General features: G+C 68.3%; 28 protein-coding genes and 1 tRNA gene. 11 read left to right on the top strand and 18 right to left on the bottom strand.

What is annotated here, in order from left to right; genetic code table 11:
• Nucleotides 1–8: 8 nt before the first annotated feature.
• The 13 genes from U870_RS0110125 to U870_RS22540 all read right to left on the bottom strand — a co-directional run bounded on the left by U870_RS0110125 (nucleotide 9) and on the right by U870_RS22540 (nucleotide 11,721).
• Nucleotides 9–902 (bottom strand): hypothetical protein, encoded by an 894-nt coding sequence (locus tag U870_RS0110125; protein ID WP_025157273.1) that lies wholly within the window; start codon nucleotides 900–902, stop codon nucleotides 9–11.
• Nucleotides 902–6,514 carry a phage tail tape measure protein gene (locus U870_RS25165; protein WP_025157274.1) on the bottom strand — a complete coding sequence of 1,871 codons (5,613 nt, stop codon included), beginning with the start codon at nucleotides 6,512–6,514 and terminating at the stop codon, nucleotides 902–904. The genes U870_RS0110125 and U870_RS25165 overlap by 1 nt, the downstream gene beginning before the upstream one ends.
• Nucleotides 6,515–6,565: 51 nt before the next feature.
• Nucleotides 6,566–6,958, bottom strand: coding sequence for a hypothetical protein (locus tag U870_RS0110135; protein ID WP_025157275.1), 393 nt, complete (start codon nucleotides 6,956–6,958; stop codon nucleotides 6,566–6,568).
• A 62-nt stretch (nucleotides 6,959–7,020) separates the two neighbouring features.
• The gene (locus U870_RS0110140) at nucleotides 7,021–7,791 is read right to left on the bottom strand and encodes a hypothetical protein (protein WP_025157276.1); all 771 of its coding nucleotides are present in this window, start codon (nucleotides 7,789–7,791) and stop codon (nucleotides 7,021–7,023) included.
• A gap of 117 nt (nucleotides 7,792–7,908) precedes the next feature.
• Nucleotides 7,909–8,670 carry a hypothetical protein gene (locus U870_RS22535; protein WP_025157277.1) on the bottom strand — a complete coding sequence of 254 codons (762 nt, stop codon included), beginning with the start codon at nucleotides 8,668–8,670 and terminating at the stop codon, nucleotides 7,909–7,911.
• A 12-nt stretch (nucleotides 8,671–8,682) separates the two neighbouring features.
• Nucleotides 8,683–9,267 carry a hypothetical protein gene (locus tag U870_RS0110150; RefSeq protein WP_025157278.1) on the bottom strand — a complete coding sequence of 195 codons (585 nt, stop codon included), beginning with the start codon at nucleotides 9,265–9,267 and terminating at the stop codon, nucleotides 8,683–8,685.
• Nucleotides 9,267–9,476, bottom strand: coding sequence for a hypothetical protein (locus U870_RS0110155; protein ID WP_025157279.1), 210 nt, complete (start codon nucleotides 9,474–9,476; stop codon nucleotides 9,267–9,269). Before U870_RS0110155 ends, U870_RS0110150 begins: the two co-directional genes overlap by 1 nt.
• 48 nt (nucleotides 9,477–9,524) lie before the next feature.
• Nucleotides 9,525–9,965 (bottom strand): hypothetical protein, encoded by a 441-nt coding sequence (locus U870_RS0110160; RefSeq protein WP_025157280.1) that lies wholly within the window; start codon nucleotides 9,963–9,965, stop codon nucleotides 9,525–9,527.
• Nucleotides 9,962–10,414, bottom strand: coding sequence for a hypothetical protein (locus U870_RS0110165; RefSeq protein WP_025157281.1), 453 nt, complete (start codon nucleotides 10,412–10,414; stop codon nucleotides 9,962–9,964). Before U870_RS0110165 ends, U870_RS0110160 begins: the two co-directional genes overlap by 4 nt.
• Nucleotides 10,411–10,866, bottom strand: coding sequence for a hypothetical protein (locus tag U870_RS0110170; protein WP_025157282.1), 456 nt, complete (start codon nucleotides 10,864–10,866; stop codon nucleotides 10,411–10,413). The genes U870_RS0110165 and U870_RS0110170 overlap by 4 nt, the downstream gene beginning before the upstream one ends.
• Before the next feature lie 176 nt (nucleotides 10,867–11,042).
• Entirely contained in the window at nucleotides 11,043–11,366 is a 324-nt protein-coding gene (locus tag U870_RS0110180; RefSeq protein WP_025157283.1) for a hypothetical protein, read from the bottom strand.
• On the bottom strand, nucleotides 11,366–11,530 hold the full coding sequence (locus tag U870_RS24360; RefSeq protein WP_162819132.1) for a hypothetical protein: 165 nt from the start codon (nucleotides 11,528–11,530) through the stop codon (nucleotides 11,366–11,368). The genes U870_RS0110180 and U870_RS24360 overlap by 1 nt, the downstream gene beginning before the upstream one ends.
• Nucleotides 11,527–11,721 (bottom strand): helix-turn-helix transcriptional regulator, encoded by a 195-nt coding sequence (locus U870_RS22540; protein ID WP_025157284.1) that lies wholly within the window; start codon nucleotides 11,719–11,721, stop codon nucleotides 11,527–11,529. Before U870_RS22540 ends, U870_RS24360 begins: the two co-directional genes overlap by 4 nt.
• 102 nt (nucleotides 11,722–11,823) lie before the next feature.
• Here U870_RS22540 and U870_RS0110190 point away from each other — a divergent pair, with 102 nt between their 5' ends.
• Genes U870_RS0110190 through U870_RS0110200 form a run of 3 tightly spaced genes read left to right on the top strand, consistent with a single transcriptional unit; the run spans nucleotide 11,824 to nucleotide 14,905 of the window.
• Nucleotides 11,824–13,011, top strand: coding sequence for a tyrosine-type recombinase/integrase (locus tag U870_RS0110190; RefSeq protein WP_025157285.1), 1,188 nt, complete (start codon nucleotides 11,824–11,826; stop codon nucleotides 13,009–13,011).
• A 51-nt stretch (nucleotides 13,012–13,062) separates the two neighbouring features.
• Entirely contained in the window at nucleotides 13,063–14,604 is a 1,542-nt protein-coding gene (locus U870_RS0110195; RefSeq protein ID WP_029947450.1) for a hypothetical protein, read from the top strand.
• Between the two features lie 22 nt (nucleotides 14,605–14,626).
• A complete protein-coding gene (locus U870_RS0110200) occupies nucleotides 14,627–14,905 on the top strand; it encodes a DUF3039 domain-containing protein (protein WP_029947451.1) in 279 nt (92 codons plus the stop codon).
• Nucleotides 14,906–14,917: 12 nt separating this feature from the next.
• On the opposite strand, the gene U870_RS0110205 is transcribed toward U870_RS0110200, so the two are convergent.
• Entirely contained in the window at nucleotides 14,918–16,228 is a 1,311-nt protein-coding gene (locus U870_RS0110205; RefSeq protein WP_025157288.1) for a nicotinate phosphoribosyltransferase, read from the bottom strand.
• A 52-nt stretch (nucleotides 16,229–16,280) separates the two neighbouring features.
• Here U870_RS0110205 and murI point away from each other — a divergent pair, with 52 nt between their 5' ends.
• The 4 genes from murI to U870_RS0110225 all read left to right on the top strand — a co-directional run bounded on the left by murI (nucleotide 16,281) and on the right by U870_RS0110225 (nucleotide 19,454).
• Entirely contained in the window at nucleotides 16,281–17,099 is an 819-nt protein-coding gene (gene murI / locus U870_RS0110210; protein ID WP_025157289.1) for a glutamate racemase, read from the top strand.
• Nucleotides 17,100–17,130: 31 nt separating this feature from the next.
• The gene (rph, locus tag U870_RS0110215; RefSeq protein WP_025157290.1) at nucleotides 17,131–17,871 is read left to right on the top strand and encodes a ribonuclease PH; all 741 of its coding nucleotides are present in this window, start codon (nucleotides 17,131–17,133) and stop codon (nucleotides 17,869–17,871) included.
• A 4-nt stretch (nucleotides 17,872–17,875) separates the two neighbouring features.
• Complete coding sequence (gene rdgB / locus U870_RS0110220; RefSeq protein WP_025157291.1) at nucleotides 17,876–18,469, top strand: RdgB/HAM1 family non-canonical purine NTP pyrophosphatase; 594 nt, start codon at nucleotides 17,876–17,878, stop codon at nucleotides 18,467–18,469.
• A gap of 82 nt (nucleotides 18,470–18,551) precedes the next feature.
• Nucleotides 18,552–19,454 carry a cation diffusion facilitator family transporter gene (locus tag U870_RS0110225; protein WP_025157292.1) on the top strand — a complete coding sequence of 301 codons (903 nt, stop codon included), beginning with the start codon at nucleotides 18,552–18,554 and terminating at the stop codon, nucleotides 19,452–19,454.
• Between the two features lie 18 nt (nucleotides 19,455–19,472).
• Here U870_RS0110225 and U870_RS0110230 read toward each other — a convergent pair whose 3' ends face one another.
• The 4 genes from U870_RS0110230 to U870_RS0110245 all read right to left on the bottom strand — a co-directional run bounded on the left by U870_RS0110230 (nucleotide 19,473) and on the right by U870_RS0110245 (nucleotide 22,838).
• Nucleotides 19,473–20,180, bottom strand: coding sequence for a DedA family protein (locus tag U870_RS0110230; RefSeq protein WP_043709858.1), 708 nt, complete (start codon nucleotides 20,178–20,180; stop codon nucleotides 19,473–19,475).
• Between the two features lie 176 nt (nucleotides 20,181–20,356).
• Nucleotides 20,357–20,438 (bottom strand) — tRNA-Leu (locus tag U870_RS0110235).
• An 18-nt stretch (nucleotides 20,439–20,456) separates the two neighbouring features.
• A complete protein-coding gene (locus U870_RS0110240) occupies nucleotides 20,457–21,494 on the bottom strand; it encodes an LLM class flavin-dependent oxidoreductase (RefSeq protein WP_025157294.1) in 1,038 nt (345 codons plus the stop codon).
• Between the two features lie 78 nt (nucleotides 21,495–21,572).
• Nucleotides 21,573–22,838 carry an MFS transporter gene (locus U870_RS0110245; protein ID WP_025157295.1) on the bottom strand — a complete coding sequence of 422 codons (1,266 nt, stop codon included), beginning with the start codon at nucleotides 22,836–22,838 and terminating at the stop codon, nucleotides 21,573–21,575.
• Nucleotides 22,839–22,908: 70 nt separating this feature from the next.
• Between U870_RS0110245 and prfB the strand changes: the two genes are divergently transcribed.
• From prfB to smpB, 4 genes are all read left to right on the top strand, one after another.
• Nucleotides 22,909–24,027, top strand: a complete 1,119-nt coding sequence (gene prfB, locus U870_RS0110250) for a peptide chain release factor 2 (protein WP_025157296.1) — start codon at nucleotides 22,909–22,911, stop codon at nucleotides 24,025–24,027.
• A 111-nt stretch (nucleotides 24,028–24,138) separates the two neighbouring features.
• Nucleotides 24,139–25,302 (top strand): cell division ATP-binding protein FtsE, encoded by a 1,164-nt coding sequence (ftsE, locus tag U870_RS0110255; protein ID WP_025157297.1) that lies wholly within the window; start codon nucleotides 24,139–24,141, stop codon nucleotides 25,300–25,302.
• Entirely contained in the window at nucleotides 25,299–26,204 is a 906-nt protein-coding gene (gene ftsX, locus U870_RS0110260) for a permease-like cell division protein FtsX (protein WP_025157298.1), read from the top strand. Before ftsE ends, ftsX begins: the two co-directional genes overlap by 4 nt.
• 70 nt (nucleotides 26,205–26,274) lie before the next feature.
• The gene (gene smpB / locus U870_RS0110265) at nucleotides 26,275–26,751 is read left to right on the top strand and encodes an SsrA-binding protein SmpB (protein ID WP_025157299.1); all 477 of its coding nucleotides are present in this window, start codon (nucleotides 26,275–26,277) and stop codon (nucleotides 26,749–26,751) included.
• The last annotated feature ends 13 nt before the right edge of the window (nucleotides 26,752–26,764 follow it).

Below are 26,764 nucleotides of genomic sequence, written 5' to 3' on the forward strand. Positions count from 1 at the left end.
CATGAAACTCACAGCTTCAACCAGGCGCCGACCTCGACCAGCTTGGCGGCGACGGACACCTCGGCGCGCTCGTTCACGCTGGAGAGCGCGGTGACCGTGGGTTCGTCTGCGAACGCGCAGCCAGAGTGTCCGCGCCCAGAGATGTACTCGCCGCCCTGGGGGGCGCGGTCGCTCCGGACGATCTGGAGGATCAGGGCCGACAGGGTGAGAGTGTCGCCCGGGGAGCCGTCGAGCTGGATGTCGACGCCGGTGGCGCCCTGGAACGACTCCTTGACGCGCTGCCCCGTGAGCCCGAGGGGCGTGAGGTATCGACCGGCGCTGCCGACGGGGGAGACCTTCACTCCGGCGTCGCCCGTAGCGCTCCCGTGGAATCCGGCCCAGAGGGTGTGCCCGGGCGGGATCGGCAGGTAGAAGGAGCGGGGGACCGACGTGTCCGTCAGCGTGTAGCGAGCCGAGAACGTGGGGTAACGCATGGTGTTCGCCGACGTTCGCACGGCTTCGGGCCGCGGTGCTGCGACCCCTGAGCGGACGTCGTTCAGGAGGGAGGGGGCGTCGCTGCAGGCGAGCACCGGGTTGCCCCAGTTGATCGGAGCGAGGTTGAGGTCCATCTCCATCGGGTCGATGAAGTAGACGAGGTTCTCGGGGACGACGAACTTCGCCAGGGGGTCGTTGTCGTAGATGCCGGCGGCGAAGTCCAGCACCGGTCGCATCTCGAGTCGGCCGGCGACGGGCCAGCTCATGTTGTACTCGGCGTGCGACGTGCGCGATCCGAGCACGGCGGAGCCGCCGTTCACGAAGCTGAGCTGGGTGGGCAGCTTCTTCCGAGAGAAGTCGGCGCTGCTCGCCGGTGCCTTCACCCACGTCTCATTGCCGCGGGTGCCCATCCACATCACCTGTGCCACTACCTGACTCCTGCCTTGACGAGACGGGCGTTCGCGCCGGACGCTGCGGTCGCGAGCACGCCGTCGTTGATGGTGAGCGAGTCCGCGAATTCCTGGAAGAGTCCGCGGAGGAACATGCGGTCGGCGGCCGACCACTGCGAGACGGTCGCCTGGGCACCGAGGTTCGGCATGGATCGGCCGACGGGACCGCCCGAGGCGTAGCCGCGGAGCGCGCGCTGGTGCATGTACGCGAGGTTCTCGACGCCGTAGTAGCGCACCGCTTCCTTCGGGAAGACGTACTCGTCGCGGTGGACGTATCCCGCGATGTCGTACTTCGCGCCGGACCCGGTGTAGCCACCGACGTCGTAGAAGTTCATGCCGCCCGAGGAATAGGTGATGCCGCCGGGGCCGGAGACCTTCGCAGTGATCGGGTGGCCGTTGAAGTAGCCCACGATGCCTGAGCGCATGCCGGCGGCCATCATGGCACCGATGCTCGTCACCTGGCCGTAGCTGTAGGTGGCGTTGACGTTCACTGCGGCGCTCGAGGCGTTGATCGTCTGCAGCACGCTGGTGAGGGTCGATCGCGCCGGATAGTCCTGGCCGCCGATGGTGACGTTCTGCTTGCCCTGGGCGATGGCCGCCAGGGTGGCGCTGAGCACCTGCTGGGCGGGGATGTTCTGGCCGCCGATGGTCACCGTCGCGTTCGACGTGTTGACGTCCTCGAGGATGGTGCGCAGCGCGTTGCCCGCGGGGACGTTGTTGCCGTTGACTTCGACGTAGCCGACCGACTTGTTGATCGAGTTCACGATCTGGTCGAGGGCGGTCTGCGCCTTGACCTGGTGGCCGTTGATTTCGACGTAGGCGGCGCCCTTGTTGATGTCGTCGAGGACGTTCTGCAGCGCCGTGTACGCCGGCATGTCTTCGCCGTAGATGTTCACGGTCGGAGTCGAGTTGTCGATGAGCTGGAAGAGGCTCTCGAGCGCGTCGCCGACGGGCTTCGTGTCGCCCTGGAAGTGGATGGTCTTGGTGGTGCTGTCGGAGCCTGCGTCGTCGCCGAGCAGCCCGTCGAGCAGGCTGTCCCAGTCGAGGCCGCCGCCACCTCCGCCGCCGCCGCCGCCACCTCCGCCGCCCGAGGAGTTCGCGGCATCGAGCTTCGCCTGGAACTCGGCCAGGGCGATGTTGGCGGCGTCGAGGCCGTCGACCGAGATGGTGATGTTGCGGGGGATGCGACTGATCGCAAGGCCCATGTCGTCGAAGGAGCTGGCGTAGCCCATGATGGCGTCGCTGGAGTAGCCGGCCTGGGTTGCCTGCTGGATGAACTCGGCCTTGAGCTGCGCAGTCTTGGCGCGAAGCTGGTCGGCGGGCATGCCGCTCGAGGCGAGGGCCGTGATGTAGTCCTGGTACTTCGACACGAGGTCGGTGAGCGCCTTGCGGTTCTCGATCGCCGCCGAGCTGTTCCCGACGAGGGTCTTCGAGGCGGAATCCTGCGCGTCGTTGAGGTCCTTCTGCGCGTCGGCGGCGTCCTTGTTGGCCTCGTTGAGGTCACCCTGGGCGTCGGCGGTGTCGGCCGCGTTCTTGGCGAGTTCCGCCTGAATCTTCTTGACGCGCTCGGCATCGCCGTACATCTGAGCGACGCGGAGCCAATACTCCAGGTTGCTCTTGTCGGCCGCCAGCTCCATCAGGGTCGCGTTGGCGTCCTTCGCCTTCTGATTGGCGTCGTCGATCGCCTTGGCGGCGTCCTCGATCTTGCCCTGAGCATCGTCGGCCTTCTGGGCGATGTCGTTCCACGCCGAGGAGATGTTGTCGAGCGCGGTCTGTGGGCCGAACTTGATGTCGGCGATCCGCTTGAAAACGCCGGAGAGGTCGTTGCCGTAGTCCACGAGAGTGCGAACCTGCTTGGCTGCGCCGCCGGCAGCGCCGCCGAGTCCGCCTCCGCCGCCACCGACGCTCTTGGCGGCGCTGGCCGCACCGTTCTTGAGCTTGGCGAGCATGGTCGTGACGGCGTTGCCGGTCTTGTTCGTGGTGACTGCGGCGCCGGTGAGCGAGCTGAGCACGCCAAGGAGCGGGGTGAGCTGGGCGACCGAGGCGTAGCCACCGGCGACGAGCGCCGAGAACAGCACCGACATCGCGCCGGCCGCCTGAGGACCGCTGCTCGAGCTGGCAGCGATGTCGTTGAGCACTGCGGACATGGCCGATCCGCTGAGTGCCGCGGTGGCGCCGTTGGTCTGGAACGCGCCGCCGAGGGTGTTCAGGTCGCCCGCGAGGCGCTCGGCGTTGAGGCCGCCGGCGAGGGCCTGGTTGAGGCCCTGGGTGAGCGAGTCGGCGAAGGTGATGGTGCTGTCGCCGGCGCCGTCTGCGGCGTCCCCGAGGGCGGCCACGCCGTCGGCGGCGCCCGCGGCCGAGGTGCCGAGCGCGGAGTTCGCGGAGGAGGCTGCTGCGGCCTGCTGAGCGCTCTTGCTGACGGCGGTGGAGCTGGCGTCAATCGCCGCGTTCACCTTGTCGTAGATCGGTGCAATCTCGTTGAGTACGCGCGCCTGCTCCGCGGTGGTCTGCGTGAAGCCCTGGGCGGCGAGCTGGGACTGCAGCATCTTGCTGGAGTCGATGCCCTTGGCCTTGTTGCCCGAGATGAGGTCCATGGCGTGCTCGAGCTGGTTCGTCGAGATTCCGATTCCAGTGGCGACGTTCTCGGCGAGCTGCTTGCCGTACTCGCGGCCACCGTTCACGGGGTCGCCGAGGATGGCCTTGGCGAGGTCGTTCTGGTTGAAGCCGAAGCCCTGGAGCTTCTGGAGGCCCGCGCTGTCCTTGAAAAGGCTCTGGAATGACTTGCTGTTGGCGAGTGCGGTCGCGAGGGCCTGCTTGGCGTTCTCGCCGTATGCCACGGTCTGCTTCTTGATCGAGTCGGTGGCCGTGGTCGTGTCGTTGCTGAGCTTGACCTGGGCGCCCGTGGCCGTCTCGAGCGAGGAGACCCAGGAGTCAGCCGAGCGGCTGTTGTCTTGGATGTTCGTCGAGATGGTGTTGATCGCGTCACCGGTCTGCTTGTAGGTCGCGGTGTCCTTCTGCATGGCCGCGGAGAGGTCCGCACCCTGGTCGCCGAAGAAGTTCTTGGCTCGCGTGGAGGCGGACGCCTGCGCGTCGTTGTACTCCATGAGGGCGGCGACGATCGATCCGATAGCGACGGCGGCGATCCCAAGGCCAGTGGAGGCGAGTGCGATCTTCCACAGGCGGGCACCGCGGGCGGCCGTGGCCTCGGCGGCGGCGACCGCCTCGACGCCGCCAGCGTAGGTCGCTGCTGCCGCGCGGGCCTCGATGAGCATGGTCTTGGTGGCGAGCAGCGAACCGGTGAAGCGTGCGCCGGCCGCGGTCGCGAGAGCAATGGCCCCGGTGACCGCCACGACGCCGAGCGTGATGGCAATGAACGCCTGGCCGGTATCGGTGCTGGCGACGTCGGTGAGGGTCTGGACGAAGTCGGTTAGCCCGCTAACGATGTCTCGGATGGGGCCGCTGGCGGCGTCCCCCATCGAGGCGAAGAGCGCGGCGGTCGAGTTGCCGAGGACCTGGAGCTTGGCGGCGAGGGTCTCGCTGGTGATGCCGTACTGGGCGCTCAGCTCGGACGCCTGGCTCATGCCGGTCGAGGCGTTGGCGAAGGAGTCGCCGAGCAGCTCGGTGTTCTGGGAGAGCTTGAGCAGCGAGGGGATGTCGCGGACGCTCTGCAGGCCAAGTGCCTGCAGGGTGGCGATGGCGTTGTCGCCCTGGGCGTGGACCCCCTCGAAGAGGTCGACGAGGGTGGACGCGGCGTCGGCCTTGAAGGCGGCGCGGAACTGGTCGCCGGTCTCGCCCGCCAGGGCTCCGAACTTGGCGAGCGCGTCGCTGTCGCCGTTGATGGCCTGCTGGATGAGCGTGAACAGGCGCGTCACCGAGGCTCGGGCGGCCTCCGGGGCGATGCCGATGGAGGCGAGCGCCCCAGAGAGGCCGACCACCTGGTCGGAGGTGAGCCCGACGGTGGAGGCGATGCCGGCGATGTTCTGGGAGATGGCGATGATCTGCGACTCGGTGGCGACCGAGTTGACGCCGACCTTGAGGATCGACGAAGCGAGTCCCTCGTAGTTGCCCTGGACGTCGGGGAGCAGCTCGTTGAGACGGCCGAGCGCCGTGCCGGACGCCTCGATGCCGACGTTGGTGGTGGCCGAGAACTCGGCGGTGACGCGGGTGAAGTCCGTGAGGTCGGTCGCTGCGATGTTGAGCTGACCACCGAGGGCACCGATGTCGGAGAGGTCCTGGAAAGAGACGGGGATCGACGTGGAGAGGTCTACGAAGCTCTGCTTGAGGTTGGCTGCCGCCTGACCGGTGACGTCGGCGGTGCGCTCGACCTGCGCGAAGCTGCTCTCGAACGACATGGATGCACCCGCGGCAGCGCCGAAGGCGGCGACGAATCCTGCGCCCATGGTCGCTGCTGCGAGCGAGACGTCGAAGAGCGCGTACCGGACGCGGGGGAGGTGGCTCTCGGTGATCCCGAGGAAGGTCTTGTCGTTGCTGGCGCTGGCTGCGCTGGCAGCAGCCTGCTTCTGGGCGGACGCGAGCTGTTGTGAGGCGGCGCGGTCCTTCTCCTTGGCGTCCGCGACCTTGCTGAGCGCTGCAGCCTGGGCCGAAAGGTCGGCGGGCGCCGTGGACACGACCGCCTGCAGGTTGCGCTCGGCGGCGGCGAGAGCTGTGGCAGCGCTGCGCGCACGGTCCTGGGCGGCGGCGACCGCGCCGACCTTCGCGACCTGCGCGTCGTAGGCGTTCGCGTCATCGACCTTGGTGATGCGCCCCTTGGCGCCGGTGATGGCGGACGCGATGCGAGCCTGGTTCGCTGCAGCGCGAGCGGCCTCCGCATCCGCCTGCGCCTGCGCCTGGGCGAGCGCCTTGACTGCCGCCTTCTGCTCGTCGTACGCGGCGGCGAGGTTCTGGCGGGCGCGCGCCTGAGCCGGGAGGGAGGCGTCCTGGTTGACGAGCCTGGTGTTCGCGCCCTTCGCGACCGTGAGCGCCTTGGTGGCGGCGGCGAGGCGCATCTCGGCGGCGGCGACGCCTCCGATCTTGGCGACCTGGGCCTCGTAGTCGGCGCTCTTGAGCGAGGCGTTGATGCGAGCCTGGGCGGCCTCGATCTGTGCGGCGGCGCCCTTGATTTCGGCGGCGTAGCTCGCCTCTCGCGCGGCGATCGTGCGGAGCTGGTCGTACTGGCCCGAGCCGCTGGCCTGCGCGCCGTTAAGCGGGTCGGCGGTGGCCTTCTCGCCCTCGGTGCCGGTCAGTTCGTTCTTGCGGAACGCGGCGTAGGCGCGCTGGGCCTCGTTGATGGCAGTGACGCGCTCCTGCCAAGCGGTCGACCCCCGCGAAACGACGTTGCTCTCGTCGCCGAGCGCGGTGGCGGCGTCCGAGATGGCAGAGCGAAGCTGCTCGTGCGCGCCCTGGACGTCGAGAAGCGCGCGGGCGTGCTTCTCGGTGGAGCCCTGGAGGACGTGGAACTTCTCCTCGAGCGCGGCGAGTCCGGTGACCGTGCCGTCGATCTTCTTCTCAGCGCCGTCGAGTGCCTTGAGGGCGTCGGACAGGCCGCTGATGATGAAGTCGAGCCGCGCTTCAAGGCTGAAATCCTCGGCCACCGGCCACCGTCCTCTCTCGTTTGGGGTTTACAGGAAGCGTACAGGTTACATTCAGGAAACCCTCAGAGACTCGAGAACCTCGCGTCGGCGCACGTCCTCGGAGACGTAGTAGCTGTCCCGATAGCTGGCAAAGTCGCTGCCATCAGTGGTGTAGGGCACGGGCCGCAGTGCAACGCCATGGGGCTTCTTCCAGTTCTCGCCGGCGCGCTTCTGCTCGCGCTCTTCGAAGATGTCGACAGCCTTCTGCGCCTCGCACTCGTCCTCTTCGACGCGGAAGCGAATGCGGGGGTCGTCGGAGTGGCAGATGTAGACGGGCAGGCCGCAGCGGCAGCGCTCAGCCTCGAGGGACTGCACCGCCTCCACCAGGAGGTAGTCCCACTCGGACCATGCGGCCTTGTGCGGGTGCTTCTTGCGGAAGAGGAACGCCGTGGGCGCCACGTTCACCGACGCAGCAGCCTTGATGACTGAGACGTACCTGGCCCCGGCGCCGGAGGCCAGGTAGCCGGCTAGAAATCCGCCTGTGCGATCGCCGACTCGGAGACGGCGTTGCGGAACTGCAGGTCGTTCACCGTGGTGAACAGCTTGCTCATCTGGCTGATGGGGAGGAAGTCACGCAGCGCTTCCAGCTCCTCGACCGAGAGCTTGACGCCCTCCTCGCCGGTGGAGTTGTCGCGGTAGCGCACCACCTGGTCATAGGCCAGCTCGAGCAGGTTGCGCTCCTGGAACGCCTCCTCCTGATCCGCGGGGATGCCCTTCTCGGTGATGCCGAGCGCCTTGCGCGCGCGCCGGGATGCGCCGCGAGCGATGGCGAAGGGGAGCGCTCGCAACTCGATCGAGAGGCTGTTGGACCGAACCTCGTCGCGAATCGCGGCGGCGGCTGCATCCAGCTCCGCGAGCTTCGCCTCCTGCGGCTTGATGAACTCGAGCAGCTCCTTGCGCTGACTGATCTGCTCCTCAACTTCCGCGATGTCGACCTCGAGGGCGGCGGCGTCGTCGCCCTCCGCCTTCTTGAGGTCGCGCTTGAGCTTGGCGCGGAGCTTTGTCAGCTCGTCGATTCCGGCAGCGTTGAGCTTGGCGCTCTCGATGGCGTTACGAAGGCGTGCGAGCGCCTGCTCAGCTACGGCCAGGCGCTCGCTGTTCACCTCGTCGTACCCGAGGTCGAGCTTCGCCGTTCTCATGTCGCGGTTCTTGATCCGGTCGATGAGCGAGAAGCCGGACTTGGCCTCCTCGACGATTTCGGTCACGTCGGCGATGTCGGTTTCCAGGGCGTCGGTCACGCTGCTCCTCCAGGCTGATATTCGGCTGCCTCCCAGCCAAGACTCAGGTTAGCGCGATTCGTTTAGCGAGCAAAAGAAAAGCCCCGCCGCGAGTGCGACGGGGCTCTTCTTGGTCTGTTAGGCCGTGACGGTGATCGCCGTCTCGTCCGACGGGAGGGCGCCGGGGAAGGAGGCGGTGATCTTCGCCTCGCCGATCTTGAGGCGCTCGACGATGCCGTGCTCGGTGACGGTGGCGATCGACGGGTCGCTCGTGCTCCACTTCGCGCCGATGGTGACGATCTTGCCCTGGTAGACCGCCTTGAGCCGCGTGACCGACCCGACCTTCCCGCTCGCGTCGCCCGCGGCGACCGTGACGGCGACCTTGACCGGCGCGGCGGGCGCGATGATGCCACGCACGCCCATGTCGGACTGCGGGAGCAGCGCGTCCGCCCACGAGTACGAGGTGTCGCCGCGGACGTCCTTCGGAGCGTCGGACAGCACGTGCCAGGCGTTGTACTCGTCGCCGGCAACGAGCGGCTTGGAGGCCGCCTCCACCGGGCGCGCGAGGAGGATGACGTCCGAGCCATACGGCTTGAGCATCGTCTCGGCGATGAAGTAGCTCGAGGCGGTGTCGTCGGGCTGGGCCTTGAAGCCGGAGAAGTTGCCTCCGAAGTCGCCGTTGCCGGCGCTCTTGGCGCCCGCGGCGTCCGCGAAGGAGCGGTCGTCGCTGGACTGGCTCGACTTGGTGTTGAAGTCGGTGCCGTCGAACTTCACCGCGTCGGTGATGTTCTTGAGCGTCGCCGCCTCGGTCTCGGTGATGGCCGTGACGTCGGCGACCGCGGAGGCCGGACCCACGAACCAGGCGTAGTGCTTGTTGGTGAGGATGCGCTTGTTGGTCACTGTTGCTCGTCCTTACACGAGAGTCGCGTCGACCACGGACACGGACTTCGTGACCCAGGTGACGTCGATGGTCTGGTTGGCGCCGTCGCCGTAGGCGTCGACGGGGTGGTCGTTCTCCACGTAGAACGCGCTGTACTTCTGGCCGGCGACGCCGAGTGCGTCGTGAGCGAGACCGATGCGGCGGACGGCGATGAACTTGGCGCCGCGCGCGCGAACCTGGTCGTTCGCCACGTTGTAGGTCGAGTCCACCGCGGCGCTGTTCGCATCCCGGAAGATCGTCGCCTTCGCGTCGTAGTTCTCGGAGGTCGGGACCACCGAGTTCCCCGACGCATTCACGGGCTTGTCGCTGTCGGTCTCGGAGTCGCTCGCCTCGAGCTTCGAGTCGTCCTTGACGGCCTCGGTGATGTTGGCGCCGGCGCCCGAGTAGCCGGCGGCGGCGCGCGTCGTGAGGGCCGCGTACTCGTTGTAGAGGTCGGCGCTGATGGCGCTGATCGGGTCCTTGCCGGCGACCCCGATTCCGTACGGCTCGCCGAGAACCTCGGTCGCGGGGATGAGTACCCACGCCTCGGTGTCGGCGGAGAGAACCTTGTCGGCCATTAGGCGGCCACCTTCTTCCTGTTCGAGGCGGCGTGCTTGCCGCCGTTCGGTTCCGTCTCGGTGGCGTTGGGCTCGGGGGTCTCCTCCGCGATCGGCTCGGCGGCCGGTGCGTCGATCGGCTCCAGCTCCGGGAACAGCGCTGCCACGGCGTCGCTGAACTCGCCCACCTTGCCGGTGATGCTGTGCTTGTAGGTCTTGGTCTGACTCACACAGCTCAGTGTAAGGAAACTCCCAGCTTACTTCCAGAAACGGGGATTCTACAGGTTGATGGTGGTCTTCATTGCGGCGATCTTCGAGAAGAGCGCGGGCCGGGTCTTCGTCTGCTGGGAAGAGCCGTTGTAGGCGTACGGGATGCTGACCGGAGTGTCGTTGCCGGGCACGGGGGTCCAGTCAACCATCAGCTCGACGACCGCCTTCCAGAGCGCATTGAGGGAGTTGCGGTCACCGGCGTAGCAGCCGACGACGAAGGTCAGGGTGTACGCGATGTCGGCCTCGCCGTCTGACATCGCTCGACCGGCGGAGGGGTTGGCGAACGGTACGCCCATGGACAGGACGATGTAGGGCATGGCCTTGCCCTGGCCGTCCGGGTACACCGGCACCATCGTGTCGTCGGGTTCCATGTCCATGATCCGGCCGCCGGCGAGGGTGCCGAGTCGCTCTCGGATCGCCGTCTCTTCTGCGCCTCCGTCGAAGCTCATCCCTTGCTTCCCACCCATGCCTTTAGCTGGCTCTTGAACTCGCTCTTGGCTACCTCGGAGGCGTCAAGGAGTGCGTGGACGCCGGCCACTGGAACGACCTGCGAGCCGTTCTCCTGGACCTCGTAGTAGATGGGCGTGCCATCGTCGCCGATCCAGCCGAAGCGACCCTGCATTCGGTTCTCATCGAGCTGGTACGAGTCGTGCTGGAAGTCGTCGCGGAAGTCACCAGTGACGATGCGACCGGGGTGGCCGCCGTTGTCGCGCGCGCGGCGGTCGCCGGTCGGCGTGGTGCTCATCTCGATCTTCTGGTGGGCGACGTCCTCGCCCTTCGTGAGGGACTCATCCATGGCGGCGGCGGCCACGGCGTTCGCCTCGTCGCGGAGGCCAAGGAGCTGCTGGCGGACCCCGGCGATGAATGCGGTGCCGACACCGGCAAGCGCGGTGCTCACGGCATGCTCCAGGGATCGAGCAGAGCGCCGTTGGTGCGACAGCGCACCTTGGTCAGCGCTGCGATCGACCCATTCTCGACGCCGAGGACCTGGAACCCGAAACGCGCGAGGGCGGGGTTGTCGCCACCGGGGAGCGCGCGGATGACCATGCCCTGCTGCAACACGGGGTCGCCGGGCTCAGGGATGAACTGGATGCGAAAGTCCACGATCCCCTGCAGCAGGCCCGCCTCGGTGAGGGCGGCAGCCTGGAGGGCCTTGAAGTAGGCGGGCCGGGGGCCGAGCACGAGCGTGGCTGCGCTCAGCCCCCCGGTGTCGGCATGAGGGTCGTAGTCGTCCGTCGGTGTCCTGGTGTTCGGGTCCAAGACGACGAGCTGGTCCTTGAGCATGCCTGCATCCAACAGCGCATCGCGAATCGCGCCGATGAAGTCGGTGGAGGCAGGGGCAAGGGCCATGCCTTCCAGGGTAGCGTTTGCTGGCTAAATTCCAGCAGGAATGTGCTGGTGGCAATACCAGCCGTTCGGCCACTCGTACGGCGTCGTCCACTTCTGGCGCGGGCATCGCTCGCCAGTCGCAGTTGTTCCGCAGCACTGGTGCTTCCAGATCGTCGACTCGGAGGGCCAGTCGTAAGTCACGAGTGCTCCTCAAGGTAGCGGCGGCCGGCGTCGGTGATCTTGAATAGCGCCTGGTTCACCGAGTTGGAGCGGTGGTGAACAAGGCCGAGGCGTGACAGCTCCCAGGCGACACGCGCCCCCTTCATGGGCATGGTGCCGCCCATGGCTCCGGGATCGTTCGTGCCATGCTTGCGCGTGCGCTTCTCCCAGGCGGGGGAGTCGGGCCAGAGCTTCGCAGCGATCGCGCGCCCGGGGGTGCCGAGAGACCCCTCGTAATCGTCATCGTTGAGGTCTCGGATCGCGGCCAGAGCCCGGAGCTTGGCCGGAGTGAGGTCGGCCATCAGTAGCAGAACCACCCTTCGCAACTGCTGCAGCGAATACCGCCGCCATGTCCCGCGACGATCTTGTGCTTGCAGCCTACTGCCGCGCCCCACAGGATCGTTCGACCCTCTTCGCTTACCCAGGTTTCGCGTAGCGTTCCGGTCGGGCTGTTGGTCTTGCTCATGCCGCCGCCTTCGTGTCCATCTCCTGCTTCGCCAACCAGGCGTCGACGGTGGACTGGCGCCAGCGGAGTCGGTTGCCGATCTTGATGGGCTCGGGCAGGTCGTCGCCGTCGCTCCTCTTGCGGTAGATGGTCTGCTTTGCGAGCCCGAGTTGCTCGCCCAGGTCGTCGACGGTCAAGAGCCGGTCGCCCATGTTTCCTCCAGGTTCCAGTGGTTGCCATTTAGCGAGCTAAAGCTATCTCATTTTGCCAGCTAATGCTATTCTTCTTCCTATTCATACCGAACAGGAGGTCTGGTGGCCCGGTCACGTACACCCGTCGGCGCGCACGGCGACATCAATCTCAAGCAGATCGCCCCGGGCAAATGGCGGGCGCGCACGCTCTACCGCTTCGAGGATGGCACCCGTCGTCAGGTCGAGCGCGCCGGCAGCACGAAGGGCAAGGCCCAGAACGCGCTCCTCGAGGCACTCACCACGATCGGCGTGCCGGACTCCCGCACGGGAAAGATGAAGGCGACCATGACCGTTGCCGACCTGGCCGAGGTCTACCTTGAGACGAAGCGCAAGGAGAAGCTCGCGCCCAACAGCATCCGCACCTACACCCAGTGGGCACGCTCGAACATCGTGCCGCAGCTCGGCGCTCTGCGCGCCACCGAGGTGCGCCCGATGGTCGTGCAAGAGTTCTGTGACCGGGTGACCGACGAGAACGGCGCCGGAACGGCCTACAACTGCCGGAAGGTGCTGCGAGGCATGTTCGCCCTTGCGCTTCTGAATGACGTCGTGAAGGTGAATCCGGTTGTCGGCGTGAAGGTGTTCGGAGTGGGTGACGTCGGCAAGGCGGCGAAGGCCCTTCCGCTCGATGGCGTCGACAGCTTCCTCGACGTCGTGCGCAACGACCCCGCGATGCGCTCCGCCGGCATCCCGGATATCTGGGAGTTCATGGCCTTCACGGGCTGTCGCATCGGCGAGGCGCTCGCGCTTCGGTGGTCCCACGTCGACTTCGAGGCGGGCGCCATCACGCTCGGTCCTTCCATCGCAGAGTACGAGGGGCCGGTGCGCATCTGGGAGCCCGCGAAGACGGACAAGTCCTTGCGCACCATCATCGTGCCAGCGCGGACGATGGCCCTGTTGCGGGGCATCAAGGAGCGGGTGCCGCATACCGACGAGGGCCTCGTCTTCCCGCACCCGACGGGCAAGATTTACCGGCCGACACGCCTCGAGCAAATCTGGGAGCGCAACCGGGAACGGCTCGGCTACCCCGAGTTCACCTCGCACGGCTTCCGAAAGACCGTCGCGACTATGCTGGATGCGGCGGGGCTCACCGCTCGAGAGATTGCGGAATACCTCGGACACAAGCGCCCCTCCTTCACCCAGGACGTCTACATGTCGCGCGAGGTGGGAAGCAACAAGGTGGCGAAGTTCTTCGACTCAAAGTTCGGGGAAAGTTCGGGATCGGAGGGGGAGCGGGATGCGAAATCCGCGTAATCACGGGGGAGACGGGTGCTAGGTCAGTTTCTCGGACTGAAGCTCCGGCTGATGGCCAACGCCTTCCGGCGCAGCCCCTGGCAGGTGTTCGGACTGGTGCTCGGCGTCGTCTACGGCGGTGTCATCACCGTGCTGGCCGTTGCGGCGCTGGTCGCTGCGCGGCTGGTGCCGGACGTCGGCGCCGTCCACGACGTGCTCGTGGTGCTGGGTGCGATCGTGGTGGTCGGCTTCCTCGTGCTCCCGCTGATGTTCGGCGTCGACGACTCGCTCGACCCGCGCAAGTTCGCCCTCTTCGGCATCCCGAACCGCGTTCTCTCGACGGGGCTGCTGCTGGCCGGGTTGATCGGCATCCCTTCGTTCGTCCTCATCGCCTGCAGCGCGGCCACGGTCGTGACCTGGTCGCGGGACGCGGGCACGGCGCTCCTCGCGGTGGTCTGCGCGGTGCTCGTCGTGCTGACCTGCGTGCTCGCGTCGCGGGTGTCGACCGCGCTGGCCTCGTACCTGCTCGGGACGCGGCGGTCGCGCGAGGCCGGCGGTGTGATCGCCGCCTTGCTGCTCGTGCTGCTGGCGCCGGCGATCCTGCTCCTCGTCACGGTGGACTGGGGGCGCGACGGTCTGGCCGCCCTCTCCGGCACCGCGTCGTGGCTCGCCTGGACGCCGCTCGGCGCCGTCTGGAGCGCACCGGGCGCCGCCGCGGCGGGCGACTGGTCGACCGCGCTGCTGCAACTGCTCGTTGCCGCGGTCACCGTGGCCGTCCTCTGGCTGGTCTGGGACGTCCTCGTCCGTACGGTCCTGGTGAGTGCACCGCGTGAGTCGCGCGCGAAGTCGTACCACGGCATCGGCTGGTTCGGCCGCCTGCACGGCGGTCCGACCGCGGCGATCGCCGCACGGTCGATGACCTACTGGGGCCGCGATCCGCGCTATTGGGTGTCGCTGGTGATGATCCCGGTCATCCCGGTCTTCGTGCTCGTCGCCCTCCTGCTGGCGGGTCTTCCCGCCCACTACGTCTCGCTCGTCCCGCTGCCGCTGGTGTGCCTCTTCCTCGGCTGGAGCGTGCACAACGACATCGCGTTCGACGGCACGGCCATCTGGTTGCACGTGGTGTCGGGCACCCGCGGCATCGCCGACCGGGTCGGGCGGATGTTCCCGCCGATCGTGGTGGGGATCCCGGTGATCGTCGTCGGTTCGCTCGCGACCACGATCGCGTACGGCGACTGGGCGATCCTGCCGACGGTCGCGGCACTGAGCGGTGCCATCCTGGTGATCGGCCTCGGCCTCTCCTCGATCTCGTCCGTGCTCTTCCCGTATCCGGCGACGAAGCCGGGGGACAGCGCCTTCACACAGCCGCAGACCTCGGGGGCGTCGGCCGCTCTGGTGCAGTCGCTCAGCTTCTTCGCCATCCTGCTGCTCGCGTCCCCGGTCATCGTCTTCCTCGTCCTCGGGCTGACGATCAGCCCGTTCTGGCTGGGCGTCGCCCCGGTGGTCGCCGTGGTGATCGGATTCGCATCCCTCTTCGGCGGCCTCTGGGCCGGTGCGCGCCTGTTCGACCGTCGCGGCCCCGAGCTGATGGCGTTCGCCACGCGCAACGGCTGAGCGCCGCGTCTACACTGGAGGGATGAACGAGGCGAGCATCTCCGAACCGGGCGGCATGCCCTCCGGTGGCGGCGCGACGACGCTGGACCGCGAGCTCGAGGAGCTCCTGCAGAACGTCGAGCCGGGGGACCACGAGCGGTTCTCGCACTACGTCAAGAAGGAGCAGATCCTCGAGTCGGCGATCACCGGCAAGCCGGTGAAGGCGCTCTGCGGCAAGATGTGGACCCCGGGTCGCGATCCGGAGAAGTTCCCGGTGTGCCCGTCGTGCAAGGAGATCTACGAGAAGCTCCGCGACGAGTAGGCGCCGGCCTTTTCAGGCGAAGATCGTCGGCAGCACCGGGTCGCCACGGCCCACGCGGAAGGCGTGCTCGGGCAGTTCCCGCATCGCCAGAGCGTGGTGCTCCCGCGCACGGAGGGTGCCCTCGGGGCCCAGATGCTCGCGGTGCACCTCCCCGTCGGTGACCAGCGGCACCAGCAGATCGCGTCCGGTGTCGTCCGGGCGGTCGCCGTCCTCCACGATGTGCACCACCTCGGCCACGGCGATGCCGCGGTGGTCGACCCGGCGGACGGGGTGCTTGCGTCCGCCGACGCTGGCCTTGCCCTCCGACTTCTTGGCGACGGGGACCCAGTCGCCGGTTCCGTCGGCGGTGCGGTGCGCGACGAGCTTGTAGACCATCCCGGACGCGGGGGAGCCCGACCCGGTCACGACGGAGGTGCCGACCCCGTACGAGTCGACGGGGGAGGCCGCGAGGGCGGCGATGGTGAACTCGTCGAGGTCGTTCGTGACGGTGATCCGCGTCTTCGTCGCCCCCAGCCGGTCCAGCTTCTCGCGCACGCGGCGGACGAGCGTCGGCAGGTCGCCGGAGTCGAGCCGCACCGCGCCGAGCCCGGGCCCGGCGACCCGGACGGCGGTCTCGATCGCGCGGTCGACGTCGTAGGTGTCGATGAGCAGTGTGGTGCCGGGGCCGAGAGCGTCCACCTGTGCTCGGAAGGCGTCCTCCTCGCTGTCGTGCAGCAGCGTGAACGCGTGTGCGGCCGTGCCCATCGTCGGGACGCCCCAGGTGCGTCCGGCTTCCAGGTTCGAGGTGGCGCCGAAGCCCGCGATGTACGCTGCGCGGGCGGCCGCGACGGCGCTGCGCTCGTTGGCGCGCCGGGAGCCCATCTCGGCCAGAGGCCGGCCCGCTGCGGCGGAGACCATGCGTGCCGCGGCGGAGGCCACGGCCGAGTCGTAGTTGAATACGCTGAGGATGAGCGTCTCGAGCACCACTCCCTCGGCGAACGGAGCATCCACGATCAGGAAGGGTGAGCCGGGGAAGAAGAGCTCACCCTCGCGGTATCCACGGATCGACCCGGAGAACCGGAATCCCGCGAGCCAATCGAGGGTCTGCGGGCGCACGACGGCGTTCTCTCGAAGGTACTCGAGCTCCTCGTCGTGGAACCGGAATCGCTGCAGCAGCTCCAGCAGGCGCCCCGTCCCGGCCAGGACGCCGTACCTCCGCCCTTCCGGAAGCCGGCGCGTGAACGCCTCGAACACGCATTCGCGATCGTGCGTGCCCCGCAGGAGCGCGGCATCGATCATGGTGAGCTCGTAGCGGTCGGTCAGGAGCGCGGATGACTCGGTCACGCGATCAGCCTAGCGGCGAGGCCACGGCTGCGGCGGGGTAGGCTGGTCCGCTGTGACGGATGCGCCGATTGGGATCTTCGACTCGGGGGTCGGCGGGTTGACGGTCGCGCGCGCCATCCGCGACCAGCTGCCCAACGAATCGGTCCTCTACATCGGTGACACGGCGCATTCGCCGTACGGCCCGAAGCCCATCGCCGATGTGCGCCGCTACTCGCTGGAGGTCCTCGACCTGCTCGTCGAGCAGGGCGTGAAGCTGCTCGTCATCGCCTGCAACACCGCGTCGTCCGCGATGCTCCGGGACGCCAGGGAGCGCTACTCGGTGCCGGTGATCGAGGTCATCCAGCCGGCCGTGCGCCGTGCCGTCGCCGCGACCCGGACCGGCCGCGTCGGCGTGATCGGCACGGTCGGCACCATCGCCTCCCGCGCGTACGAGGACGCCTTCGCCGCGGCGCCGACCCTCGAGCTGTTCACCCAGGCCTGCCCCCGATTCGTCGAGTTCGTCGAGGCGGGCATCACCAGCGGCGCCGAGGTGCTGCAGGTCACCGCGGAGTACCTGGAGCCGCTGCGCGCGGCCGAGGTGGACACGCTCGTCCTCGGCTGCACCCATTACCCGTTCCTGAAGGGGGCCATCTCCTACGTCATGGGGGAGGGCGTCTCCCTCGTCTCCAGCGACACCGAGACCGCCACGGACGTCTACCGCACGCTGGTCGGGAGCGGGCTCGAACGCCGTTCGCCCGAGCCGCCGACCGTCCACTACGAGGCCACCGGGCTCGACGCCGACACCTTCCTGCGCCTGGCGCACCGTTTCATCGGCCCGGAGGTATCCCGCGTCGACCTGGTGCAGACCGGCGTGATCGACCTTCCGCTCTGATCCACCACCATCACCACACGAGGAGAGCCACGTGACCGACATCATCCGCGCCGACGGGCGCACCGCCGACCAGCTCCGCCCGGTCACGATCGAGCGCGGCTGGAGCAAGCAGGCGGAGGGATCGGCCCTGATCTCGTTCGGCGAGACGCGCGTGCTCTGCACCGCGTCGTTCACGAACGGCGTCCCGCGCTGGATGGCGGGCAAGGGCCGCGGCTGGGTCACCGCCGAGTACGCGATGCTCCCGCGCTCCACCAACGACCGGATGGACCGGGAGGCCGTCAAGGGCAAGATCGGCGGACGCACCCATGAGATCAGCCGGCTGATCGGCCGCAGCCTCCGCGCCGTCGTCGACATGAAGGCGCTGGGCGAGAACACGATCGTTCTCGACTGCGACGTGCTGCAGGCCGACGGCGGCACCCGCACGGCGGCGATCACCGGCGCCTACGTCGCGCTCGCCGACGCGCTCGAGTGGGGGCGAGAGCACCGTTTCATCGGGCAGCGCGCGACTCCGCTGATCGATTCGGTGTCGGCCGTCTCCGTCGGCATCATCGACGGCGCCCCGATGCTCGATCTCGCGTACGTCGAGGACGTGCGGGCCGAGACCGACATGAACGTCGTCGTCACCGGTCGCGGCCTGTTCGTCGAGGTGCAGGGCACGGCGGAGGGGGCCCCGTTCGACCGGAACGAACTGAACTCGCTGCTCGACCTCGCCCTGCTCGGCACCACAGAGCTCGCCGGCGTCCAGTCCGCGTCGCTCACCGCGGGAGCGTGACCGGATGGTCCGCGTCGTCCTCGCCACCCACAACGTCCACAAGGCGCTGGAGTTCCAGCAGATCCTGGGCGACGCCGTCCCCGGTCTCGAGATCGTCCGCTACGACGGGCCCGAGCCCGTCGAGGACGGCTCGACCTTCGCCGAGAACGCCCTGATCAAAGCGCGAGCGGCGGCGGCGCACACCGGGCTGCCGGCTCTCGCCGACGACTCGGGCATCTGTGTCGACGTGATGGGTGGCTCGCCGGGGATCTTCTCGGCGCGCTGGGCCGGCCACCACGGCGATGCGCAGGCGAACCTGCAGCTGCTGCTCGACCAGCTCTCGGATGTGCCGGAGCACTCCCGGGCGGCGCACTTCACCGCGACACTGGCGCTCGTCGTGCCGGGGGAGGAATCGACCCTGGTCGAGGGCGTCTGGCCGGGACGCATCGCCCGGCACGCGGCGGGAGGGCACGGGCACGGCTACGACCCGATCTTCCTCCCCGAGGGTCACGACGCCACGGCGGCCGAGCTCGGCCCGGACGTGAAGAACCGGGAGAGTCATCGAGCGCGGGCGTTCGCGGCGATCGTGCCCGCGCTGCGGGCGCTCGCCGCGCGCTGACGGCGCCTGCTGAGAACGGCACTCATTCCTATCTAGCGCGATCGCTGGCGGTTCGGCCTGTGCCGTGTCTACCGTAGAAGCGATGAGTCACGACCACGGGCATTCAGCCAACCGCAACCGCCTCCTGATCGCGATCGGCATCGTCTCGGCGGTGCTGGTCGTGGAGATCGTCGGCGCCTGGCTGAGCGGGTCGCTCGCGCTGCTGGCGGACGCCGGGCACATGCTGAGCGACCTGACGGGCCTCATCGTGGCCCTGGTGGCGACGATCATCGCCGCCCGTCCCGCGACCGACCGGCAGACCTTCGGCTATCGTCGGGCCGAGGTGTTCGGGGCCCTGATCAACGGCCTGATCCTGGTGGTCGTCGCCGTCGGCGTGGCGATCGGGGCGATCGGCCGCCTGGTGACGGGCGAATCGGAGGTCCAGAGCGGGCCGATGCTCGTCGTCGCCGTCATCGGCCTGGTGGCCAACGTCGTCGCGCTACTGCTCCTGCGCCCGGCCGCCGGTCACTCGATCAACATGCGTGGCGCCTACCTGGAGGTCTTCGGAGACCTGGTCGGCTCGATCACGGTCATCGTCGCGGCCGTCGTGATCATGGTCACCGGTTGGGGCCCGGCCGACGCCGTCGCATCGCTGCTCATCGCCGTGTTCATCGTGCCGCGCGCGTACCTGTTGCTGCGCGACGTCGTGCACGTGCTGAGCGAGGCGGCGCCCGCCGACACGGACGTGGCGCAGATCCGAGACCACATCGTCCGGGCGAAGGGCGTGGTCGCAGTGCACGACGTGCACGTCTGGGCGATCACGTCGGGTGCGCCGGTCTTCACCGCGCACGTCGTGGTCGAGCAGGAGGTGTTCCGTTCAGGACGCACCGGGGACCTGCTGGACGAGCTCTCCGGGTGCCTGGCCGAGCACTTCGACGTCGAGCACTCGACCTTCCAGCTGGAGCCGGCCGAGCACGCCGAGCACGAGGACGAGTTCCACCGGTAGGCGGACGGCGTCCGGTCGTCAGACCTCCGGGGTCGGCGCCGGGTGCGCGGCGGCGTCCGCTTCGGCGGCGAGGCGCTTCTTCTTCGCCTTGCGCAGCGACTGGAAGTAGTGGAACAGCGTCGGGATCAGTGTGATCACCACGGCGCTGATGAGGATGATGTCGATGTAGCTCGACACGAAGTGCGCGACCGGCGGGATGTAGCCGATGAGGTAGCCGAACAGCGTGAGCCCCGCACCCCAGATCAGGGCGCCGATGGCGTTGTAGAGCGAGTACTTCTTGTAGTTCATGTGGCCGACGCCGGCGGCGACCGGGGCGAAGGTGCGCACGATCGGCACGAAGCGCGCCAGGATGATCGCCAGCGCACCGAAGCGGTCGAAGAACGCGTTGGTGCGCCGCACGTTCTCCATGCTGAAGAGGCCGCTCTCCTTGCGTTCGAACACCCTCGGACCTGCTTTGTGCCCGATCAGATAGCCGACCTCGCCACCGAGGAAGGCGGCGAACGCGATCGCCAGGCACACCCACCAGATGTCCACGCCGAACACGAGCGACGTGTGGGTCAGGAGCCCCGAGATGACGAGCAGTGTGTCGCCCGGCAGCAGGAATCCGACGAGGAGTCCGGTCTCGGCGAACACGATTCCGCACACGACGACGAGCGCCCACGGCCCGGCGGCCGTGATGATGGTGTTCGGGTCGAGCCAAGGGATGAGACCGGCGTGATGGATCAAGGGGCTCCAGACGGGTTCGGGGTACGGAGCCGAGTTTAGTGGCCGGAAGCTGCACGGAACGTGCGAATTGTCACGATGGCGGCGAAGATCATCCTGTGGTCTGACTATGCCCCCTCTGTGTCGTACGAGGGGGCCGCCGGGCCGGACGAGGGATCAGCGCGAGACCAGTGCCGAAGTGCGGGAGAAGGGACTCGAACCCTCACGCCGTGAAGCACAGGAACCTAAATCCTGCGTGTCTGCCAGTTTCACCACTCCCGCGGCGCGCGCTAGGCGCGGCTACGACAATAGCTCATGCACGCGCGGCGCGACCTCGGTGCCGTACAGCTCGATCGCGCGCATCAGGTGGTCGTGGCCGAGCGTCCCGTTGCTGATCTTGAGGTCGAACCGCTCGATCCCGAGTCCACGCGCGGTGTAGGCGATCTTCTGCGCGACGGTCTCCGGCGAGCCGACGACGAGGGCGCCGTCCTCGCCGGCCTCGTGCTCGAATCGTGCGCGCGAGGCCGGCGGCCAGCCCCGCTCACGGCCGATCCGGTTGGTCATCGCCTCGTAGTGCGGCCAGAGGATCTCCTTCGCCTCGTCGTCGGTCGCGGCGACGAAGCCGGGGGAGTGCACCCCGATCGGGAGGGTGGTGTCCTGGTCGAACTGGTCGAGGGCCTTGCGGTAGAGCTCGGCGAGCGGCTGGAAGCGCATCGGGCCGCCGCCGATGATCGCGAGCATCAGCGGGAGGCCGTAGTGCGCGGCGCGGACGACCGACTCGGGGCTGCCTCCGACGCCGATCCATGTCTTCAGCGGGCCGTTCTCCAGGTGCGGGTACACCGACTGGCCGGTCAGAGCCGGGCGGAGGGAGCCCTCCCAGGTCACCGGCTGCTGCTTCCGCAGCTCGGCGAACAGGTCCAGCTTCTCCTCGAAGAGCTCTTCGTACTGCCCGAGGTCGAGCCCGAAGAGGGGGAACGATTCGATGAAGGAGCCGCGGCCGAGGATGACCTCCGCGCGGCCGCCGGACACACCGTCGAGGGTCGCGAACCGCTGGAACACGCGCACCGGGTCGTCCGAGCTCAGCACGGTGACGGCCGACCCGAGATGGATGCGCTCGGTGCGCCCCGCGATCGCCGCCAGCACCACCTCGGGGGCGGAGACCGCGAAGTCCTCGCGGTGGTGCTCGCCGATGCCGATGAAGTCGAGGCCGACCTGATCGGCCAGCACCCCCTCCTCGACGACGTTGCGCAGGACCTGCGCGTGGGTCAGCGGTGCGCCGTCGGCGTCGCGGGTGACGTCTCCGAAGGTGTCGATGCCGAGTTCGAGTCTCGTCGCCATGTCAGTCCTCACATTCATGCGTTTGCATGAAGCCGAACGGCCTCCGGGTCGAGCCTATTCCCGGGTCGGGCGCGGAGGTCAGGCGGCCCGTGTCGTGCGGGGGACGTAGCGCGGGATGTAGCGGCCGAGCATCGCGGCCCCCAGCAGCCCGAGGACGCCCATCACGCCCCCGGCGAACGAGATCGAGACGACCGCGGTCAGCAGGGAGACGACCAGCGGGGCGACGGCCTGCCCGGCGTCGCTCGAGAACCGCCAGGCGCCGAGGAACGCCGCCGGGGCGTCGCGGGGCGCGAGGTCGGCGCCCAGTGTCATCACGATTCCGGAGCCGATGCCGTTGGCGACGGACAGGAAGAGCGAGACGCCGATGTACCAGGCGACGCGCGCATCCAGCTCGTGCGTGAACGAGAGGGCGAGGAAGCCGGCGCCGAGGCCGATCATCGACGGGATGGCGCTCCACATCCGCCCGAACCGGTCCATGATCTGGCCGCTCGCGTAGAAGAGGGCGAAGTCCACCGCTCCCGCCAGGCCGATGATCAGAGCCGTGTTCGCCTCGCTGAGCCCGATCGAGACCGCCCAGAGCGGCATCAGGACGGTGCGGGCGGAGCGCACCGCGCTGACGAGCGCCACACCGGACCCCATGCGCACCAGCACGGCGCGGAAGGCCCAGATCGTGCGGAACAGGCCGTGCGTGCGCTCCTCGGCCTCCTCCTCGCCGGCCGTCACCCGCTCACCGGCCGCATCGGTCGTGCGCGCACTCGGGCCGAACATCTTCTCCGGGTCGGGCAGCGCGACCAGCACCACGACGGCTCCCACGCAGCCGACGACGAAGATCCAGAACACCGACTGCGTCGAGCCGGTCAGGGCGATGACGGCGGAGGCGATCAGCGGCCCGACGAACCAACCGCAACGGAAGATACCCCCGAGGGTGGAGAGCGCTCGCGCCCGGTAGCGCTGCGGGACGTAGGTGGTCATGAACGCGTGCCGTGCGAGCGCGAACACCGCCGTGGCCAGACCGACCACGAAGATCCCGACCATCAGCACCCAGTAGTTCGGAGCGAGCAGGCAGACCGCGATCCCGGCGATCGCGACCACGGCCGCGGCGATCATCGATCGGCGCTCGCCGAACCGGGAGACCACCCACCCGCTCGGGATGTCGCCTGCCAGTTCGCCGAGCATCACCATCGACGCGATGAACCCGGCCATCGCCAGCGACGCCCCCAGGTTGCCGGCTGCGATGGGGATGATCGGGATGATCGCGCCCTCGCCGATGGAGAACAGCAGCGTTGGAAGGAAGGCTGCGAGTGCGACGGAGCGGAATCGGAAGGGGCGCTCGTCGGAAGTCATCTCGTTAACACCGTACAACTTCTCCGCGCCGCCCCCGCGCGGGCGACCGGCCGGTAGGCTGGACGCCGACATGATTGAACTGGACCTCACCCCGCAGATCGCCGAGTTGCGCTCGACCCTGGGCGACATCACCGCCGTCGTCAACCCGGACAAGCTCCGTGCCGACATCGCCGCTCTCAGCGAGCAGGCCGGTGCCCCCGACCTCTGGGACGACACGGCGAACGCGCAGAAGGTGACCAGCGCCCTCAGTCACCGCCAGGCGGAGCTCGGCCGGATCACCGCGATCGAGCAGCGCCTCGACGACCTCGAGGTGCTCGTCGAGCTCGCCGTCGAGGGCGACGACGAGGAGTCGGCCGCCGAGGCCCGCGCCGAGCTCGACTCGCTGCAGAAGGCACTCGGCTCCCTCGAGGTGCAGACCCTCCTGAACGGCGAGTACGACGAGCGCGCCGCGATCGTGACCATCCGCTCCGGCGCCGGCGGCGACGACGCCACCGACTTCGCTGAGATGCTGCTGCGCATGTACCTGCGCTGGGCCGAGCGCCACAAGTACCCGGTCAAGGTGATGGACACCTCGTACGCCGAGGGAGCGGGTATCAAGTCCGCGACCTTCGAGGTCGACGTGCCCTACGCCTTCGGCACGCTTTCCGTGGAGGCGGGCACCCACCGCCTCGCGCGCATCAGCCCGTTCGGATCCGCCGACAAGCGCCAGACCTCGTTCGCCGCCGTCGAGGTGATCCCGCTCATGGAGGAGGCCGTGCAGGTCGACATCCCCGAGGGCGACATCCGCATCGACGTCTTCCGGTCGTCCGGTCCCGGGGGCCAGTCGGTCAACACGACCGACTCCGCGGTGCGGATCACCCACCTCCCGACCGGCATCGTCGTCTCGATGCAGAACGAGAAGTCGCAGATCCAGAACCGCGCCGCCGCGATGCGCGTGCTCCAGACCCGACTGCTGCTGCTGCAGAAGGAGGAGGAGGCCGCGAAGAAGAAGGAACTCGCCGGCACCATCACGGCGAGCTGGGGCGACCAGATGCGCTCCTACTTCCTCTACGGCCAGCAGCTGGTCAAGGACCTGCGCACCGGGTACGAGTCCGGCAACCCCAGTTCGGTGTTCGACGGCGACCTCGACGGCTTCATCGCCGCGGGCATCCGCTGGCGCGCCGGAGCCAAAGCGGAAGCCCAGGCCTAGCCCGTCTAGCACCGACCGAGCTCGGACCGCGCGTACGGCGTGCTGTCAGGCTCGCGCCACGCCCACGCCGATACGGCGGATGCGCCGGAAGATGCATAGTCTCTACACGTCATGATCCGGTTCGAACACGTATCCAAGCAGTACTCGGGCACGACCCGCCCGGCGCTGAACGGCATCAACCTCGAGGTGCTGCGCGGTGAGTTCGTCTTCCTCGTCGGCGCGTCCGGCTCGGGCAAGTCGAGCTGCCTGCGCCTCATCCTGAAAGAAGAGAAGCCCACCAAGGGCAACATCCACGTGCTGGGGCAGGACCTCGGCTCGATCTCCTCCCGCAAGGTGCCGTACTTCCGTCGCAACCTCGGTGTCGTCTTCCAGGACTTCCGTCTCCTTCCCAACAAGAACGTCTTCCAGAACGTCGCCTTCACCCTGCAGGTCATCGGCAAGTCCCGTGCCTTCATCCAGGAGGCCGTCCCGGACGTCCTCACGATGGTCGGTCTCGACGGCAAGGCGCAGCGCCTGCCGCACGAGCTGTCCGGAGGTGAGCAGCAGCGCGTCGCCATCGCACGCGCCGTCGTCAACAAGCCGCAGATCCTCCTGGCGGACGAGCCGACGGGCAACCTGGATCCGGCCACCAGCGCCGGGATCATGGGCGTGCTCGAGCGCATCAACGCCGGGGGCACCACCGTCCTGATGGCGACCCACGAGGCGGCCATCGTCGACCAGATGAAGCGACGGGTGATCGAGCTCGTCAGCGGGCAGATCGTGCGCGACGAGCGTCATGGCGGTTACGGCGTGACCGCTGCGGTGCCGATCCAGCGCGAGCAGCTCACGGTGCCCGCGCAGGCTCCCGCGGCCGTCCCGGTCGGGGTGCCCGCGAACGCAGCGTTCGGCTCGGAGCCGATGACGCGTCCGCACGCACCCGTCGGCAACCCGACGGGGCCGGTCTCGGTGCCGCAGCAGACCGGACCGCAGCCGTCCGTGCCCCCGCTGCCGCCGCAGCCGATCACGTATCCGCCGGCCGCCCAGCAGCCGATGGTCCAGCAGCCGGTCGCCCAGCAGTCGGCCACCCAGCACCAGCAGCCGGTCGTGTCGCAGCCGCAGCCCGTCGTGCAACCGCAGGCCGCCGCCGCGCCGCAGCCACCGGTCGACCAGCCCGTCGGTCCGCCGGCCGGCGACTCCCTGCCTGACCACCTCAACTTCACCGCCAACCTCGACCTCCGGGGACTGCGCGAGACCACCGACCGCGACGGCGAGCAGAATGTGGGGCCGACCAAATGAGATTCGGCCTGATCTGGTCGGAGGTCGGCAACGGCCTGCGCCGCAACCTCTCGATGGTGATCTCGGTCATCCTCGTCACGTTCATCTCCCTGACCTTCGTCGGCACGGCCGTGCTGCTGCAGGTGCAGATCGGGCAGATGAAGACCTACTGGTACGACCGCGCGCAGGTCGCTGTCTACATGTGCACCGAGGCGGACAACTGCCAGGGCGGTGCCGCGACCGACCAGACGGTCGAAGCGGTCAAGAAGCAGCTGGAGTCGCCCGAGCTGTCGCCGTACATCCAGAAGTTCTACTTCCAGGACCAGCAGCAGGCGTACAACGAGTTCAAGCAGCAGTTCAAGGGCAACCAGATCGCCGACTTCGTGACGCCGGACATGATCCCGCAGACGTTCTGGGTCAACCTCAAGGACCCGAACCAGTCGGCCGTGCTCACGGAGACCCTCGCCGGGTCGGCCGGGGTGCAGAGCGTCGTCGACCAGCGCAGCTACCTCGATCAGATCTTCAACATCCTCGGCGCCGCCAGTGCCACGGCGCTCGTCGTCGCGGTGGTGATGCTCGTGGCGGCCGTGCTGCTCATCGCCACCACCATCCGGCTCTCCGCGTTCTCCCGTAGGCGCGAGATCGGGATCATGCGGCTCGTCGGCGCGTCCAACCGGTTCATCCAGACACCGTTCATCATCGAGGGTGTGCTCGCCGCGCTGATCGGTGCGCTGCTGGCGGCGACCGTGCTGGTGCTGATCGTGCAACTGTTCGTACGCGGACCGCTGCAGAACAGCATCCAATCGATCAACTTCGTCTCGATGTCCCAGGCCTGGCCGGTGATCCCGTTGATCGTGCTGGTCGGGGTGCTCCTCGCCGCCGCCTCGGCCAACTTCGCGATCAAGCGCTACCTGAAGGTCTGACGCACGATAGACTGGTCTGCTGCCCGGCGACGCGCCGGGCAGCGCCACCATCGAACGTCAGGAGTGAGCCGTGCCCAGGGAACAGGGACAGAAGGTCGTCGCGACCAACCGTCGCGCCCGCCACGACTACATCCTCGAGGACACCTTCGAGGCCGGTCTCGTCCTGACCGGCACCGAGGTGAAGTCGCTGCGGCTGGGCCGGGCGTCGCTTGTCGACGGCTACGCCTTCGTCGACAAGGGGGAGGCCTGGCTCGACGCCGTGCACATCCCGGAATACGCGGACGGGACCTGGAACAACCACGCCCCGCGCCGCAAGCGCAAGCTGCTGCTGCACAAGGCGCAGATCCTGAAGATCGAGAATAAGGTCAAGCAGGGCGGCTACACGATCATCCCGCTGCAGATCTACTTCAACGACGGCCGGGCCAAGGTCGAGATCGCGGTCGCCAAGGGCAAGAAGGACTACGACAAGCGCCAGGCGCTGCGCGAGCGGCAGGACAACCGTGAGGCGCAGCGGGCGATGTCGAGCCGCCGGCACCTCGGCGAGTAAGGCGATCCCGCAT

It is taken from the genome of Leifsonia aquatica H1aii, assembly GCF_000633535.1.
Classification (GTDB): Bacteria; Actinomycetota; Actinomycetes; order Actinomycetales; family Microbacteriaceae; genus Leifsonia; species Leifsonia aquatica_A.

Bases quoted from the DNA above. Each gene is read 5' to 3' on its own strand.
- rdgB (WP_025157291.1), top strand. From the start codon at position 17,876: ATGGTCCGCGTCGTCCTCGCCACCCACAACGTCCACAAGGCGCTGGAG.
- U870_RS0110225 (WP_025157292.1), top strand. From the start codon at position 18,552: ATGAGTCACGACCACGGGCATTCAGCCAACCGCAACCGCCTCCTGATC.
- U870_RS0110195 (WP_029947450.1), top strand. From the start codon at position 13,063: ATGGCCAACGCCTTCCGGCGCAGCCCCTGGCAGGTGTTCGGACTGGTG.
- U870_RS0110160 (WP_025157280.1), bottom strand. From the start codon at position 9,965: ATGAGCTTCGACGGAGGCGCAGAAGAGACGGCGATCCGAGAGCGACTC.
- U870_RS0110170 (WP_025157282.1), bottom strand. From the start codon at position 10,866: ATGGCCCTTGCCCCTGCCTCCACCGACTTCATCGGCGCGATTCGCGAT.
- ftsX (WP_025157298.1), top strand. From the start codon at position 25,299: ATGAGATTCGGCCTGATCTGGTCGGAGGTCGGCAACGGCCTGCGCCGC.
- prfB (WP_025157296.1), top strand. From the start codon at position 22,909: ATGATTGAACTGGACCTCACCCCGCAGATCGCCGAGTTGCGCTCGACC.
- U870_RS0110245 (WP_025157295.1), bottom strand. From the start codon at position 22,838: ATGACTTCCGACGAGCGCCCCTTCCGATTCCGCTCCGTCGCACTCGCA.
- ftsE (WP_025157297.1), top strand. From the start codon at position 24,139: ATGATCCGGTTCGAACACGTATCCAAGCAGTACTCGGGCACGACCCGC.
- U870_RS0110150 (WP_025157278.1), bottom strand. From the start codon at position 9,267: ATGGCCGACAAGGTTCTCTCCGCCGACACCGAGGCGTGGGTACTCATC.
- U870_RS24360 (WP_162819132.1), bottom strand. From the start codon at position 11,530: ATGAGCAAGACCAACAGCCCGACCGGAACGCTACGCGAAACCTGGGTA.
- U870_RS0110240 (WP_025157294.1), bottom strand. From the start codon at position 21,494: ATGGCGACGAGACTCGAACTCGGCATCGACACCTTCGGAGACGTCACC.
- U870_RS0110200 (WP_029947451.1), top strand. From the start codon at position 14,627: ATGAACGAGGCGAGCATCTCCGAACCGGGCGGCATGCCCTCCGGTGGC.
- U870_RS22540 (WP_025157284.1), bottom strand. From the start codon at position 11,721: ATGGGCGACCGGCTCTTGACCGTCGACGACCTGGGCGAGCAACTCGGG.
- U870_RS0110180 (WP_025157283.1), bottom strand. From the start codon at position 11,366: ATGGCCGACCTCACTCCGGCCAAGCTCCGGGCTCTGGCCGCGATCCGA.